The 16599-nt window shown below is 48.9% G+C and carries 15 protein-coding genes; all 15 read right to left on the bottom strand.

Annotated features, from left to right (window positions below):
* Window positions 1-15 precede the first annotated feature (15 nt).
* Window positions 16-954: a quinolinate synthase NadA gene (nadA, locus tag MHI14_RS27320; protein ID WP_091039121.1), complete on the bottom strand. Its 939-nt coding sequence runs from the start codon at window positions 952-954 to the stop codon at window positions 16-18.
* Window positions 955-1253: 299 nt separating this feature from the next.
* On the bottom strand, window positions 1254-3299 hold the full coding sequence (gene ftsH, locus MHI14_RS27315; protein ID WP_091039119.1) for an ATP-dependent zinc metalloprotease FtsH: 2046 nt from the start codon (window positions 3297-3299) through the stop codon (window positions 1254-1256).
* 100 nt (window positions 3300-3399) lie between these two features.
* Complete coding sequence (hpt, locus tag MHI14_RS27310) at window positions 3400-3939, bottom strand: hypoxanthine phosphoribosyltransferase (protein WP_017691352.1); 540 nt, start codon at window positions 3937-3939, stop codon at window positions 3400-3402.
* 52 nt (window positions 3940-3991) lie between these two features.
* A complete protein-coding gene (tilS, locus tag MHI14_RS27305) occupies window positions 3992-5431 on the bottom strand; it encodes a tRNA lysidine(34) synthetase TilS (RefSeq protein ID WP_091039118.1) in 1440 nt (479 codons plus the stop codon).
* Between the two features lie 44 nt (window positions 5432-5475).
* Window positions 5476-6423: a serine/threonine protein kinase gene (locus tag MHI14_RS27300; RefSeq protein WP_091018319.1), complete on the bottom strand. Its 948-nt coding sequence runs from the start codon at window positions 6421-6423 to the stop codon at window positions 5476-5478.
* Window positions 6407-7159 (bottom strand): VWA domain-containing protein, encoded by a 753-nt coding sequence (locus MHI14_RS27295; RefSeq protein ID WP_091018321.1) that lies wholly within the window; start codon window positions 7157-7159, stop codon window positions 6407-6409. The genes MHI14_RS27300 and MHI14_RS27295 overlap by 17 nt, the downstream gene beginning before the upstream one ends.
* Window positions 7160-7244: 85 nt before the next feature.
* Window positions 7245-9752, bottom strand: coding sequence for a stage II sporulation protein E (gene spoIIE, locus MHI14_RS27290; RefSeq protein WP_289390810.1), 2508 nt, complete (start codon window positions 9750-9752; stop codon window positions 7245-7247).
* Window positions 9753-10225: 473 nt separating this feature from the next.
* Window positions 10226-10756 (bottom strand): S1 domain-containing RNA-binding protein, encoded by a 531-nt coding sequence (locus tag MHI14_RS27285; RefSeq protein ID WP_017691357.1) that lies wholly within the window; start codon window positions 10754-10756, stop codon window positions 10226-10228.
* A 198-nt stretch (window positions 10757-10954) separates the two neighbouring features.
* Complete coding sequence (locus tag MHI14_RS27280) at window positions 10955-11290, bottom strand: FtsB family cell division protein (RefSeq protein ID WP_017691358.1); 336 nt, start codon at window positions 11288-11290, stop codon at window positions 10955-10957.
* Window positions 11291-11301: 11 nt separating this feature from the next.
* Window positions 11302-11871 (bottom strand): spore cortex biosynthesis protein YabQ, encoded by a 570-nt coding sequence (yabQ, locus tag MHI14_RS27275; protein WP_341131775.1) that lies wholly within the window; start codon window positions 11869-11871, stop codon window positions 11302-11304.
* Window positions 11868-12152 carry a sporulation protein YabP gene (gene yabP, locus MHI14_RS27270; protein WP_036606119.1) on the bottom strand — a complete coding sequence of 95 codons (285 nt, stop codon included), beginning with the start codon at window positions 12150-12152 and terminating at the stop codon, window positions 11868-11870. The genes yabQ and yabP overlap by 4 nt, the downstream gene beginning before the upstream one ends.
* Before the next feature lie 173 nt (window positions 12153-12325).
* On the bottom strand, window positions 12326-12604 hold the full coding sequence (locus MHI14_RS27265; protein WP_017691361.1) for an RNA-binding S4 domain-containing protein: 279 nt from the start codon (window positions 12602-12604) through the stop codon (window positions 12326-12328).
* Window positions 12604-12876: an HU family DNA-binding protein gene (locus MHI14_RS27260; protein WP_017691362.1), complete on the bottom strand. Its 273-nt coding sequence runs from the start codon at window positions 12874-12876 to the stop codon at window positions 12604-12606. The genes MHI14_RS27265 and MHI14_RS27260 overlap by 1 nt, the downstream gene beginning before the upstream one ends.
* 309 nt (window positions 12877-13185) lie before the next feature.
* Window positions 13186-14679 (bottom strand): nucleoside triphosphate pyrophosphohydrolase, encoded by a 1494-nt coding sequence (gene mazG / locus MHI14_RS27255; protein WP_341131774.1) that lies wholly within the window; start codon window positions 14677-14679, stop codon window positions 13186-13188.
* Between the two features lie 150 nt (window positions 14680-14829).
* Complete coding sequence (locus MHI14_RS27250; RefSeq protein ID WP_341131773.1) at window positions 14830-16587, bottom strand: putative polysaccharide biosynthesis protein; 1758 nt, start codon at window positions 16585-16587, stop codon at window positions 14830-14832.
* Between the last annotated feature and the right edge of the window lie 12 nt (window positions 16588-16599).

The raw sequence follows: 16599 nt of genomic DNA, 5'->3' as shown, positions 1-16599 counted from the left end.
CAAGAGTAGCGCATCCTACTTTACCAACAACATGCGCTCTAGTGATTCTCTGGCTTTGTCGGCAACGGCCGGTGGCACGTAGATTTGCGGCTTCATCGTTTCCAGGCATTTCACCAGTTTCTTCAAGTTGTTCACCTTCATGTTGGGACATACGAGGAACTTGGTAGCAAAGTGGAACTGTTTATCCGGACTATCCAGACGAAGCTGATATCCTGTACCATCTTCGGTACCTACGATAAATTCCTTCGCTGATGAATTTTTGCAATACTCCAGAATAGCTGTTGTGCTGCCTACAAAATCACCCATTTCTACAACCTCAGGGCGACACTCTGGATGGACAACAAACTCTGCATTCGGATGCTTGGCTCTCATCTCCACCACATCTTTGACTGTAAGCATATCGTGAGTGTTGCAATAACCTTCCCAGATAATCATTTTCTTGTCTGTATGCTGCTGCACATAATGTCCCAGGTTTTTATCCGGTACCCAGATAATTTCGTCGGAATCCACCGATTGAATAACCCGGACTGCGTTCGCCGATGTACAACAGATGTCAGTCTCTGCTTTGATCTCAGCCGAGGAATTGATATACGTAACCACCTTGGCATTAGGATGTTGTGCTTTCAATTTGCGTAGTCCATCCACATTCACCATATCTGCCATTGGGCAGCCCGCACGTTCGTCCGGGATAATAACTGTTTTATTTGGCGCTAGAATTTTAGCGCTTTCACCCATAAAATGAACACCACAGAAAACAATCACATCCGCATCTGTTTGTGCTGCCTTCTGGGCTAACAGAAACGAATCTCCACGGAAGTCAGCAACCTCCTGTACTTCGTCACGTTGATAATAATGGGCAAGAATAATGGCATTACGTTCCTTCTTCAACTCCATAAGCCGCGCACGCAACTCGCGGTTCATCTCAGCCTTGCGCTCTAAAGCCAGAGCTTCCACCTGTGATCCTCTCCTTTATCGGGACAGCGTCATGCGCTGTTTCGTGGGCTAACCTAAGTCGTTATCTTCGCTTGAGAAACGAATCACAAGCGGTTTAACAACTAATTTACACAACGTTCACGACTCTGTCAATAAATGAAAAAGGCCCGGAACAGCGCTGTAACCACCTGTTTGCTAACTGGTTCGCCATCTAACTCCCGTTTATCTTTATCTATCCTCTTTTAAAATAATGGATAAAAAAAGAGAGCCCCGAGGGCTCTCTTGATTTTACCTGCTATCCTAGCCAGATGTATTATGCATTAAGACGTTGGCTTTGTTCCGCCATCATCCGGGTTATTGTTATTACCCTTTTCCAGATTCGGAGCTTCGTTTGGAATATCTCCGGCTGGTGGCTCAGGCGTTTCATCTTTACCTTGAATACGGACACGCACATCACCGATGTTGTCGATGATTGGCTCTCCGCCTTCAGTTGGTGTGCCTTCACCATCATTGTCATTCTCTGCTTTTGGAGTCAAAGAACCTGTTTCGATCAATTGCTTGATCTGATCCATTTCCAAAGTCTCTACCTCAAGCAAAGTTTGAGCGATCAGGTGCATCTCTTTTGAATGTTTAACAAGCAAGTCTTTACACTTCTCATAACAATCATTGATAAAGCGTTGCATTTCCTGATCAATCTCATAAGCAATGGAATCCGAGTAATTCTGTTCATGACCGATATCCCGACCAAGGAATACCTGTCCTTGTGAACTTCCGAATTGCATAGGTCCCAATTTCTCACTCATACCGTATTCCATAACCATGCTGCGAACAATACCTGTCGCTTGCTGGAAGTCACTGTATGCACCAGTACCAATTTCTCCGATGAACAATTCTTCAGCTACACGACCCCCGAGAAGTCCGGTTACTTTATCCAACAGTTCCTGCTTGGTAACCAGCATACGGTCTTCTTTTGGCAACATGATTACATATCCACCCGCACGTCCGCGCGGAATAATGGTCACTTTATGTACCATATCAGCATGTTCGAGGAAATATCCTACAATGGTATGACCTGCTTCGTGATAAGCAACGATTCGTTTCTCGCGATCACTGATGACACGGCTTTTCTTCTCCGTACCAACGATGACACGGTCAATCGCTTCGTCAACTTCCTTCATGGAAATATCTTTACGGTTACGACGCGCTGCAAGCAATGCCGCTTCGTTCAAGAGATTCTCCAAATCCGCACCAGAGAAACCTGTTGTACGCTTCGCGATAATATCCATTTTCACATCTTTGGTCAGTGGTTTATTACGGGAATGTACTTTCAGGACAGCTTCACGACCTCTTACATCAGGGCGGTCAACCGTAATTTGACGGTCAAAACGTCCTGGACGCAGCAAGGCAGGGTCCAAAATATCTGCACGGTTCGTTGCAGCTACGATGATAATACCTTCGTTAGCTCCGAAACCGTCCATTTCAACGAGCAACTGGTTGAGTGTTTGCTCACGCTCATCGTGACCACCACCAAGACCAGCACCACGCTGACGTCCTACAGCATCAATCTCATCGATAAAGATGATACATGGCGCATTTTTCTTCGCATTTTCAAACAAATCACGTACACGTGATGCACCGACACCGACAAACATCTCAACGAAGTCGGAACCTGAAATACTGAAGAATGGTACACCCGCTTCACCGGCTACGGCACGAGCGAGCAACGTTTTACCGGTACCTGGAGGACCTACGAGCAATACGCCCTTAGGAATCCGTGCACCTACTGCTGCGAATTTACGAGGGTCCTTGAGGAAGTCTACAACCTCAACAAGTTCCTGTTTCTCTTCGTCAGCACCCGCAACATCTTCAAATGTAACCCGCTTCTTCTCTTCATTGTAGAGACGAGCACGGCTTTTACCAAAGTTCATTACTTTACCGCCGCCGCCTTGAGCCTGATTAAACAGGAAGAAGAACAGCAGGAACATAATGATCAAAGGAATAAAGGAAGTCAGCAACGTCAACCAGATGCTGTCACCTTTCATTGGCTCCTGATGATATTGGAAATTGTTAGTTTCACTTGCAGCTACAAGCTCACTAATTGCCTCATCCGTAGGAGGAATATACGTTGAGAAATTTTCTGATTTGGCGCCATCAGGTGCCTTCTTGTATTGACCGGTCACGAGATACGTTTGACCGTTGAATTGAACCGTCAATTCAGAGACATTGTTGGCTTTGATCGCTGCACGCAACTGATCATATCTAGGATTATCGGTGGCTTCGCCGCCATTGCTGACGAACTGGACTATCCCCACCACAACTAAAAAAAGAATCAAATAAAAACCAGAATTCCGGATGAACCGATTCATCCCCTACCTCCTCTCGAGACACTTTAATTATTTTAACATAGCCCGACATGGCTTCTCAACAGAAGCCAAGAACAGCTCAAGGCTTGGGTCGGGCAGGATATTAGCTACTATAGACTTCCGGCTTCAAAATCCCGATATAGGGCAGGTTCCGGTACTTCTCCGCAAAATCCAAACCGTAACCAACGATGAACGCGTCAGGAATGTCAAAGCCTGTGTAATGAGCTTCCAACTCAACTTTACGACCTGAAGGCTTGTCGAACAGCGTAACCACACGCACCGACTCGGCACCGCGGTTTTCTAGCAGTTCAATCAGATAGCTGAGTGTAAGTCCGCTGTCGATAATATCTTCGACAATCAGAACTTCCCGTCCTTCAACGGATACATCCAGATCCTTAATGATTTTGACAACACCTGATGACTTGGTGGAAGCGCCGTAACTGGATACCGCCATAAAATCCATTTCAACAGGTACCGTTATGTTTTTAACCAAATCAGCCATAAATATAAACGCACCCTTGAGCACACAAATGACCAAAGGATTGCGATTTGCATATTCGGCACTTAGTGTTGCGCCTAATTCCTTGACTTTACTCTGAATTTCTTCTTCACTGATCAATACTTCCTGAATGTCGTTCTGCAACTGTGCGAACCTCCTAAGTTATACTATGAAAGCCTTACCTGAACCATAACCACTACCCCTGAATCGCTGAATCGCCTACAGTCATGTACAGGATTGCGGAAGTGCCCTCCCTGACAGGAGCCACATTGGACCGTCGAACACCCGGTAACCAGATGATATGACCTGCTCCATCACATACCACAGGAATACGTGGACGGACAGATGGGGGGATTTTCTCATCGATGAAAATATTTTTCACCTTTTTGCTTCCGTTTAATCCCATCACTTTCATGGTATCTCCAGGTAACCGTGAACGCACAACCAGCGGCATAAGCAGTTGATCCGCATCAAACGCGGCTTGATCCGCCGATTCCGGTACATGATAGTCCTCGGGACTCACCGTCATCAACCGAATATGCCGGTTAATTGGGGTGAGTGAAAGCTCATAAGTTCCACTCCATTGCGCAAGACGATACTCGTAAGATTGATCCTGTACGTCCGTCCGTATGCCAAAAGAAATCAGATTATACTCCCGAGTGCAGGCGAGTGTCTGTCCTATATCCAGGCTCCAGGTCGTCACATGGGTCTCCATGACCTTGCGTCGAATGGTTTCTATACGGGTAAAGTCGACAAAATCACTGTCCAAAGGCAGATAATTCAATATTAGTTTAATCAACCTTCGTTGTAAAGCGACATGTAACTTCAAGAAGGAAGGCACCTCAAAGGTTTGCCTTCCGCCGTTCACCTGCACTAGACACCTGTATGTGTCATATGCACTCTGCTCCATGAAATCGTCTTCATCACCCACAATTTCGGCAAGCCGATTCAATGACGGCGTGAGTTGTCCATTATACTGCCCCAAAAAAGGAAGCACATCCAAGCGAATGGCATTACGCCGATATTTACGCAGGGCGTTGCTCTCATCATTGAAATACATAAAACCTTGGGTATTACAAGCTTCTACAAGGTCTGTCTTGTTTATACGAAGGCATGGACGAATAAGTTCCACATTTTTTTCTCGTCTTTTAAACTTCATTCCTGAGAGTCCCGACAAGCCGGTTCCACGAAGCAAATGAAGCATGACCGTCTCCGCCTGATCATCCGCATGATGTGCCAGAGCGATGCTTGCCGCATTATATTTGGAAGCCACTTCGTGCAAAAAGGCATATCGCTTGTTGCGGGCTGCTTCCTGCGGTCCTTGACCCGTCAGCTCCATATATGAAGGTACATCGGCCTTGGTCCATTCAAATGTAATACCAAGCTGCTGTGCCAGTTCCATCATTTTCTCCGCTTCGTCATCAGATTCGGTCCGGAAACCATGATGTACATGGGCACAGATTAATTCAAGCGGGACATGCCGCATGCTGATCTCGTGCATGATATGCAAAAAAGCTACCGAGTCCGGCCCGCCCGATACTGCGACGACAATCCGATCCCCGGGAACCCATAACTGATGCTCTTCCGCTGCATCCAGCACGTTCTTCACCAGCATGTTCCAGCGTAAAGCCTCCATACCTGTTCCTCATTCCTTGCGTTATGTATATGCACTCTCACAGATCAAAAAAGTAGTGCATAGATGAGCACTCCAATAAGTAATATCACAGATACAGCAAATGCGTTCTTGAGCCAGCGCGGTGTTGTACTTTTGGAACGACGGCGGAGAGGCGTGGGGCGTGCCATCATTTCCTTCCACCCTTGTGCCGCATGACCTGCATCACGAAACTGACCTCGTAAAGCCTGATTCGTCCAATTGCGAAAAGGACCCAGTCGTTCACTGCGCTCCACCAGCGCTACGAGCTGATTCACACTTCGCAGTTGCGGTAATCCTTCGGCTGCCAGTGCCTTGAGCGCGTCTGCTTCAAGTACATGAATCAACAATAATGCAAATGCAAATACATCATAGGTACCATCTGCCGTACGGCTGCCTGCATTCCAGAAGCCCCGATCATACCATTCAGTGAACTGTTTGACGCTTCGACCAATAGACGTAACTCCGCCGTAGTCGATCAATTCCACCTGCCCATAGTCGGATACCAACACATTCTGAGGTTTGAGATCACCAAACACCCATCCCGCCTGATGCAATTGTGCCAGCTTCTGCAAGAGTCTAAGTCCCACCAGAAGTGTCCAGTCTGTCCCCTGACGCCGAATGAAGTGATGAAGTGCCTCACCTCTAACGTAACGCATCACATAAAAGGGAATATCCCGGCCACGAACGGCATAATCATCCACATCTTTAAGATAGGAAGGAATGCCGCTCTGCCGAAGGGCCTCATGATTACGCTGTAGTTGAAAAGATTTGAGCACATTGACTTCCGATTGCAGATCAACCGGATCAAATCCCATTTTTAGCGCGTAGTGTTTGCCATTTTCACCCCGTTGGACAAGAAAAACGATGCCATTAGCTCCTTTGCCCAGTAGCTTCCGAATCGTGTAACGACTGCGATTCCATTTCCCTGTAACCACTGTTCCTGGCGGGAAAGAGGCGTCAGACAACGTTGTCACCGAGCATCCCTTCTCTTTCAATGCGATAGTTCCCTTCTATTTCCTGCTGTTTCTCCAGTGTACCATAACGGTAAAAATCAATCACCTTCTGAATTGCAGGACCTGTCGGCGTTGCACCCTTCATCTGCAACCTTCCAAACAAGGACCGAACACGGCCTGGATCCGTTGTCCAGTCAATATCCATTACCGCATCTTCTCCACTGTGTCGTCCCGGAAAATGAAATACGGAAAGCTTGCTCTGACCTATACGCGCCTGCAAACTCAACATTAAATCGCGAATGCCTTCTTCTACCGCAGCCAGTTTGGGCTTCATGCTGGCACTGACGTCTATTAGCAATATCACCTGTAACGCTGTAGTTTCAGCCATATCATCCATAACTTCCACGACCCGGGCGCGTTGTGCAGGCTCCAGATCGGTTACCGTTTTGGGCTCCTTCTCTCCCAGAATTTGTGTTAACTCTCTATTAACCGCCTGCTGAATGGTCTGAACCACCGTTTTCCTTGTCATCATCTGCATGGTATGGGCAAGCTGCCGTGTACCTACAATTTGGCTGATTCCACCTCCGGCTCTGGCAATATCCTCAATCTCCCGGCTGCCCAGCTCACCAATGGTTCCATAATCAATCACGCCAACCACATTAACCGTAATCCCCTCTTCCTGTGCTTCGGCCGCTGCCAGCACCGGACTTGGTCCTACATTGGAACAACCGTCGGTGATCAATAAGATTTGCTTCATCCGATATCCCTCCGTTATTCGTTACTCTCCAACTCTATGACTAGCATTGCCAGAATGAAGAGACTTCAAACAGAAGAATATGCAATTAGCTGACGGTCCGTGGACGCTCCATCCGGTTGATGCCAGGCACACGCAGTGTGGCCCATTCAGGGCGGAAATGCTCTACTTTTCCAACAACGACGGTCATATCATCCAAAATTTCATGCTGCTGATATCTTATGACACTTTCAAGCAGGCAATCGGCCAAATCTTGCGGGTCATCTGTATCAATCTCTTGAATGAGCCGTTTCATCCATAACTCTTTGTTCACCGCATACCCCGGTGCATCATAGATGCCATCTGTCATCATAATGAGGATATCACCCGGCTGAAGCTGTACCGTCACCAGATCCACTTCAATATCCTTAATAATACCGATTGGCAAATTGCTGGCTGAAACCTGAATAACCTCCTGTCCTCTTTTGATAAAACTTGGCGTTGAGCCAATTTTCATAAACGTTGTCTCTGCCGTATATTCATCAATCAGCGCCATATCTACTGTGGCATACATCTCTTCAGGGGAGCGCAGCATCAGAACGGAGTTCACAGATTTGATCGCCAGTTTCTCGTCCATGCCGGACTGTAGCAACTGTTCCAATATGTTCAGCGCCGCGCTGCTCTCCATCCGTGCCCGTTCTCCATTGCCCATTCCATCACTGAGCGCCACCGCGAATGTGCCGTTGCCTAACTCAACCGTACTGAAGCTGTCGCCTGACATCACATCTCCCCCTTTTGCGGCGGCAGCAACACCCGTGGTCACCTCGAAAGTTTTGGCCGAACCAAACGTGACGGTTGCCAGTCCCTGACGAGGATCGGTCATGGTCTCATGCAAGACGGCAATATGCTCGTCCAGTACATCCGAGATCAGCGGAGCTATCATTTTTCGGCACTCATCGAATCCACGTGTATATGCATGTACAATCTCAATCTCTACGTTGCCCGCTTCCAGATTGATGATCTCAATGGAGTGAATGGACAAGCCCAGTGACTCCAATGCGTCCCGAATCTGCTCCTCCTGCTGTACCATCTCCTCACTTTCCCGCTGAATTTCTTTGGCCAGGTCCTCCATGACCTGAGATACACCGGACAATTGCTCTGCAACCAGCTGCCGGCTATCGATAATTTGGCGCTTCCATTGCATGTTATGTTGATGCAGTCCATACTGGGCACGCATGACTTCAAGGACCTCTTCCGGTTTCGCACACACCCTGTTCCAGTCCACTGGAATCTGCTTGCCTGAGATCTCCGGGTTTCCCTCAATCGTACTCATCACGTCCGTCATATATTTGTAGGTTTGAATAAACTTCGCATCCCAGCATTGTGTACGCTTGAAGCAGCTGGCACATGTGCCCTCGGCAACCGCATTCATGAAATGGTCCATTCCACCTTCTTTCTGTACCTGCTCCCCTGCACCGGACATCTGATCAAAGCTGCGTGACAATTGACGGAATACCTGCGAGAACCGGGTTACCCGTTCTGCCGTGATATCCCGTATTCGTTTGGCATACTCATGCTGGGATTTCGTATGATCCTGCGTACCCGGTACATATTTGGATATGGCCGTCATCAGGCTTTTAGGTGTCAACATGAACAGTACGATAGCTGCACACGTCTCCCATAATGAGTTCATAACATCGCCCGGTCCGCCCAGATATATGGATAGAATGGACGAACCCAGCAGCATGCCCAGTGCAACCGCCGCACGTTTGCCCTCTCGAAGCATACCCGCCAGCATCCCGGCAAAAGCAAGCAGGCTCATCTGATACACCGCTGACATGTCAGCCAGACTCAGAATCAAGCCGGTAATGACCCCAACTGAGGCTCCGAGGGGGGCTCCGCCCACCAGCGCAAAGATTAATATGAGATAACGGGAGAGCATATGCTCGACGGATAAGGACTGAATGGTCCACCCTACGGCTCCCGTCATAACGGAAGCGAGCAATATGATCAGGCAGAGGATCTCCTCGTTCTTTAGGCTGAACTTTTTTTTGCGGTAAGTGAAGATTGGTATGGCTTGTATAAAAACAAGGGTGAGCACGAAACTTAATACGGAATCCATCGTGAGCATCAGCATGGCGTACCAGCTGAAGGATGGCCCGATCACAACCGCGAATAATTTCACCATAAATGTAGTGGTAAACACCATCGTTGGCGCATAAGATAATTCAGCACGATCATATGACTCCAGTCCACGGAAGAGCAGATAAAAGATGGCGATTTCCGATGCAACAATAAGGGGTACCGGAAACGGTGCAAAGAGACTACCTGCGAGTAGAGCAGCACCTACCGGAATGATGTAATCCCTGCGCATGAAAGCAATTACGGCGAAGTAAGCAATGGCAAAGGGAGATAACTCATTCAGGATCATTGCCTTTCCGAGCAAAAACCCCATAAACGTGAGCAGCAGTACCCATTTGCGGGAAGCAACCATTTGGACAGCCTTGCGGGAGCCAAGCCATTGTTTCAGACGTACCGACAGCTCCTCCCGAGCTTCCGTACCTCCTTTACCTGCTTTCATTCCCGGAAATTGAATGACATTCCACTTTTCCATCATCCTCAAGGCACCCCATTCGATTAATTTGAATTTTCGTGTTTCGTTCTCGATGGTTCTGATTATAGATAGATTAGAAGACGTAGTTTGTCAGAATAGGTGGGCAGGATCCAAAAAGTTTACGACAAAAGAAACGAGCCTGGCGCGGTGGAGCGAAACCCCCGGCCTTATTGTGGTTTCATTCATTCTCCTACTTGATTCCGACAATCGGAATGTCTGATTTTGAACCGGCGATGGTTTGGTCTCGCCATCATTTGAGCAGGATAACTGTGGAATGCCACGGAAACCTGTCGGTAAAAAATGGTAGACGACAAATGTTCTTATGGTTCCATTTTGCCGTGCAGAAAAACTGGGGATATGGAGCTTCACCTTACAAAAAAAGCTATTCACCTACTTATCTGTGAAAGAAACGCAAAAAAACCGTTAGCCCATAGGCTAACGGTTTTACTTATATGTTTAGATCAGGTTGTGACAGATTACACACGCTTGGCTCCACGGCCTCCGCGTTTGCCTTCTGTGTTCTTCTTAAGCGAAGAGATCCGCTCTTCACTATCTTTCAGGAAGCGTGACATTTTATCCTCAAATGAAGGTTTGCCTGCTGCGGGCTTGAAAGAACGGCCTCCGCGGTCACCACGGTTAAATCCACCGCCGCCACCACCACGACCTTGGCCACCACTTGGGCCTCCGCCGCTGAATCGTTCGCGATCTCCTCCACTGCGTTCCGGTCTAGGAGCTCTCGGGGGTCTAGATTGGGTTTGTTGCTCAACCGGTTTGTCAACAGCTTGCTTAATGGAAAGTCCGATCTTGCCATCCTTGTCAACGTTGATAACCTTCACTGTAACGAGGTCATTCAGCTTCAGGTGGTCGTTGACATCTTTGACGTAATTGTCGGCGATTTCCGAGATGTGAACGAGACCCGTGACACCTCCTGACAGATCCACAAATGCTCCAAAATGCGTGATTCCTGTCACCTTGCCCTCTAACTTGGTGCCCACTTCAATTGCCATAGAATAAAATGATCCTCCCTTAAAAATATACAACCCGATTTTTTGAATGCCAAAATCAATGCTGCGCTAATGTAATTATACCTTATGCCGTAAACCAAGGTCAACTGAACACTACCCCATCAGAGAGCCTATTTTTTCCGGTTTAACGGCTTCAGACACACGGATAACAAACCTAGCTCGGTAATGGACCGAATTCCATCAGTTCCCTGACTCTTCAACCTGGATCGGCGTTTCCTCAGGAAGATAATATCCTTTTTTCCGTGCCAGCTGTCCTATGTATTCAGGGTCATTCAACCGGCTGACTTCGTACTTCAACTGTTCCAGCTTCTTCAACGTATCTTCCTTTGAAGCTTGCTGAGTGGCCAGATGAGAACTCTTGTCCGAAATTTGTGCAGTCTGCACAAGGAATGTATATCCTGCCCATATTACAAATACAATCATAAACGTCATCCAAAGCATGAGGCGCCTTTTTGCACCGGCAGATTTTCCTTGGTTAGTTGGAGCCTTTGATCTGCCCACAGGTGTTTTACCCATTACGGACCTCCTTAAAACCAGCGTTTCCACATCGCTGCAATTCTTGTACCCACACGGATCATGAAGCGTGGCGTTACCCAATGTTTCAGGAGCGGCCTAAACATCCAGCGGAACAACTTGCCGAAAGGTACCAAACACTGCAGCACCAGCCTGCCCAGGAATAATAGTATCGCAATTACAAAACCGAATAATACGCGAATTAACTTATAAATTCCTTTAACCGGCATAACGATCAGGATGTTAAGGATATGTCCACACCAATGAATCAGCGTTCTTGCGAGTTTAATTAACATTACCACAAAACGCTGGGTTGTAACACTTAAAAGCCAAAAATAGAAGCAAACCCCTATAATCAGCCCCAAAAAGACATAAAACCGCAACTGTCCGTGGTTTCCGGCGTATAGCATCCGAAAAACGAACAGCGCGGAAGCAACCCAGTACAACAGATCGAGCGTGTGTATACTCCATCTCGGAAACCGCAGCTGTCCGGACAGTACCCGGTAACTGTCGTAGGCCATTCCCATCACGATCCCCGAGGTAAGCATCCACATCAATGTGATCCATTGAGTATCCGGACTCATCGGAACATCTTGCCAAACAGGCCTTTACCATTTTTGGACTGGGAACCGGGGTCCAGATATTGGAGCGAACTGACTGTGCCTTCAATGGATAACAGACCTTCCTCCAGGCTCAGGTTTTTGATATGTAAATTGTGCCCCCGGATGGTCAGATGCCCAAGTTCAGTCTGCAGCAAAAATTCCTCACTGTCGAAGCTCTCCACGTTGGAGACACCCGTCAGATCCAGCAGTTTCCGATTCTGCATGCTCAGATGATGCTGTTTGGCCTTACCGTGCTCAACCATGGCATGTACCCCTCCTTCTTACACCTAGCTTATGGATGAGGAGGTTGGAATAGAACCAGCGTTGTTGAACAAATAACCCGGCATCCAGTAAAAAACAAAAACGCCCTTCCCTGTTACAGAAGGACGTTTCGATTCAACTTGCATTGAATGAATATTTAATACCAGATGTACTGTTACCAGTTCATCCCGTTATCCTTGGCGATCGGCTCTTCCTTCACCAAGGTGTAGAGGCTGCTCGCCTCATCCTTCTTGGTACTCTCAGCAATTCGTTCCACCCTCACGGTGACCAGTTTCTGACCGAACTGAACCGTCAGCTCATCGCCCACTTTGACAGCGGCGCTGGGCTTTGCTTCACGTCCGTTCACCAGAACACGTCCCTGTTCAGAGACGTCCTTGGCCACAGTGCGGCGTTTGATTAGCCGGGAGACCTTCAGGAATTTATCAAGACGCATTATTTTACGGCTTCTTTAAGTTTGTTGCCTGCTTTGAATGCAGGAACAGTGGACTCAGGAATCACGATTTCATTCCCTGTTTGTGGGTTACGTCCGGTACGACCGGAACGTTTGCGGGTCTCAAAAGTGCCAAAGCCGATCAATTGTACTTTGTCTCCGCTGGCAAGTGCATCTGTAATTTCTCCCAAAAAGCCGTTCAATACGGACTCAACGTCTTTTTTAGTCAAACCACTTTTGGTTGAAATGTTGTTAATCAGATCTGTTTTGTTCATTTTTAAAAGCCTCCCAAATTGAAAAAAAAGTATCTGCGATTCCTGACAATACATCGATTGCCGCTGATTCGCGTTAGGTCACTACACATGTATTCTGGCTTGGTATCTGAAATCCTGCCTTGGTCCGCGACTTTTTTTAGCTTTTTGTCGATGGTCCGCAGGCAACAGTCTAAGACCAGTACCCGAAACCATTCGTCGCTAAACACCAACTCCAGTTTACACAGATGAACACATGTTCGTATTATCATAACACACTGCATAGCATGAATGGAATAAAGTTATCTGGCTTTTCCCAGAAAATTGAACCCTTTATAATCCTGCCTTCTTCGCATCCTGCCAGAATTGCTCCATCTCTTCTACATTGCTATCTGCTGGTGTTCTTCCCAGTTCACGCAAACGCTCCTCGATATACTGGAACCGCCCAACGAACTTCCGGTTGGTCGCAGCGAGTGCCTCTTCCGGGTCCGTATCGATGAATCTTGCAACGTTCGCGGCTGCGAATAATAAATCCCCCAGTTCAAGCTTCCGTTCTTCCGCAGACTGGCCTTGTTGCACCGCTTCTTTCAACTCCGCCAATTCTTCCTCGATCTTGGCAAACACACCTTCAACATCATCCCAGTCAAAGCCCACCTTGGCTGCTTTCTTCTGTAGCTTGTATCCCTTCATCAATGCAGGCAAGTCACGCGGTATACCATCCAGCACGGAAACTTTCTCCTGATCCTGGCCTTTGCGCTTCTTCTCCTCTGCTTTCATCTGTTCCCAGTTCTGAAGAGCTTCATTCGCATCTTCTGCTTGATTATCGCCAAACACATGTGGATGGCGGAAGATCAGCTTATCATTCAAACCTTCGATGACATCATACACATTAAATGTGCCCACTTCTTCTTCCATCTGGGAGTGCAATAAAATCTGCAGCAGCAGATCACCCAGCTCTTCTTTCATATGGTCGGGGTCATCCTCATCGATTGTCTCAATGACCTCATAGGTCTCTTCAATCAGGTTTTTGCGAATGGATTGATGCGTCTGCTCCTGATCCCATGGACAGCCGCCAGGACTGCGAAGAATATTGACGATCTCATGCAAACGCGCAAAGGATCGACGACGCAAGGCATCATCGGTGTTCTTCGGTACATAGATTAGTGACAGATTGCCATACCCTTCGATCCGGTCCAGTTCGTGCAATGGAATCTTGTGAATGACCTCCTGGCCCTGTACACCCAACGCGTGACCAACAAATACCGGATAATCATCCGGGTAAACCTCCATCAGGCATAGCTTCACATCCGAAGCAGTGAACACATCGTAGACTTGTCCGATCAACGTATGTAACTGTGGTTGTACCAGTTCCGTGTTCAGGCTGCTGGCATCCAGGAGTTGAAACCCTTCGATTGGATCGAATCCAAGTCGTATGAAAGCTTCATCCAGGAAGCTCTCCCCGCCCATGACACGCAATGAGATACCCATCTGCGGACAACGTTCTTTGAGCAGGCGTACACTTGCTTCTGCCACCATGGGATGACCGGGTACGGCATACACAATCTCCGTTCCGGCCTCACCATTGCGAGCGGCCTCTATCAGTTGATTCGCGATCTCATCATACACCTCGGGGAAGGAGGACTTCGCCTCATAGATGCCATCAAATGATGTCATCTCTAGTCCCTCTTGCTTCAGATCATTCAATACGGGATGATCCAGGGTGCGTACATACAGCGTAGCTGCATGTTTCATTTTTTTGATAATACCTACGGTCAGTTGGTCTGCATCTCCAGATCCAAGACCCACTACTGTTAAAGCTGCACTCATTACGTAAACCTCCATCCGGACTATCCTGTTGCAAGCTCACTGATTCATCGTGCCTGAACAGGACTAATTACACGTATTATACCAGAATCATTCGATATCCTATAATTGCATATTAGTGGTGCTGGATGCAGAAGCAACGTGAGCATGAAGCTAGCGCAGCACACGCAGTCTGCGCAGCAGCTTGGCAAGGCGAGGCCCCAACTTGGGCACAGCCGCCAGCTCCGCGGCGGTCAGTAGCCCTGTCCGGGCCGCCGCCAGCAAGAACACGGCCGAGCCTGCGGCAATGCCCAGCAGGCTCACGCCCATCGCGGCCAGCCTGCGATCGGCCGCGATACCCATGCCGCCGAGTACCGCTTCGACGGCCCAGGCCGTGCCTACCGCCGCCAGACTCATGGCGGCGATCACTAGCGCCGGCTTCGCCAGGACGGCGCCAGGGGCAGGGCGCAGGGCGACAAGTCGCGCCAGCAGCACCACATTCAGGCCAGCCGCCAGCATGTAGGCGACTGCGCCTGCCAGGGCCGCGCCGCTGATGCCCAGCGCCGGCACAAGCATGACGTTCAGCAGCGCCTTGACGCCTGCAGCGGCCAGCATGCTGAACGCGGGTGCGCGCACGGCGCCGAGGCCTTGCAGCAGCGCCGCCCCAATTATGCTGACGGTGCTGCCCGCAGCCGTCAGCGCCATGTACCGCAGTGCTTCGGTGCCTGCGGCATCTCCGTACAGCATGCGGTTAATCGGCTCCGCCAGCACCGCGAGACCCGCGGATGCCGCCAGGCCGATCAACCAGAACCAGCGCAGCGCGAGGCCTGCTTGCTGCCGGACGGCTTCTGGCCCGCCCTTTAACCGGGCTTCCGCCATCGCCGGAATAAACAGCACAGATAGTGACGTGGCCAGCATCGTCACCAGTTGAACCAGCGGCAATCCACGGTTGTAGATGCCGAAGGAAACCATCGACTGAAGCTCATCCAGTCCTTCTCCACGCAGCAATCGGGGCACGGTGAAGGTATCCACCAGATTCATCAGTGGTACGGCCAGTGACCCGAGACAAACGGGAATGGCATACATGAGCAGCATCTTGATCCATTCACCATTGGATCGTGATCGTTCTGCCATAGCGGGGTTAACAGCACTCACCGTTTTCTTCTGTGGCGTAACCGGCCTATGCTCCCGATGCTCTTGATGCTCCTGACGTTCTGATCCAACCTCCCCACCTTTACTGCTCCATTCCGAATCCAATTGCCCGGTTCGCTCTTCCTTGCCTTTCCGCCGATGACGGACCATGTACCCTAACATGGCAAGCAGCCCAACCATTCCGCCGGCAACGGAGCCCATCATGGCACCAGCGGCAATAGTCTCAAGCGAAGCGTCCCGTCTCATCAACCACAGAAGCAGAACAATCATGACGGTGACACGTATCGTCTGCTCCACCACTTGTGATACCGCTGTTGGAACCATCTGCTGTAATCCCTGAAAATATCCACGCAGCCCTGTCATCACCGGAACGAACAACAAAGCCCATGAAGCTGCACGAATCGATGGAGCCACATGGCGGTTGCCAATCATGTCAGCGATCAGCGGCGCACCTGCATACATCAAGAGCGCCATTATCATTCCAATTCCCCCGAGCAGTAGGGAAGATAGTCGAATAATTCTTCTGCTCTCGTCTGGTCTTCCGAGTGCGTTCTGTTCTGCTACGAATTTGGATACGGCCAGAGGCAGTCCTGCAGCAGCAAGCGTGATAATGAGCATATATAACGGATACACCGTATTGTAAATGCCAAATACACCGTCTCCCCCCAGATTCTGCAGCGGAATCTTCTGAAAAGCACCAATAATTTTAGAGATAATGGCAGCAAGCCCAAGTACAAATGCACCCTGTAGCAGCCTTGAGCCTGTAGACGGCTGTTTCATAAGTCCCTCCCG

It is taken from the genome of Paenibacillus sp. FSL K6-2393, assembly GCF_038002545.1.
In the GTDB taxonomy this organism is placed as follows: Bacteria; Bacillota; Bacilli; order Paenibacillales; family Paenibacillaceae; genus Paenibacillus.
The sequence above is the reverse complement of the archived record's forward strand: the minus strand, read 5'-3'. Positions and strand labels throughout refer to the sequence as shown.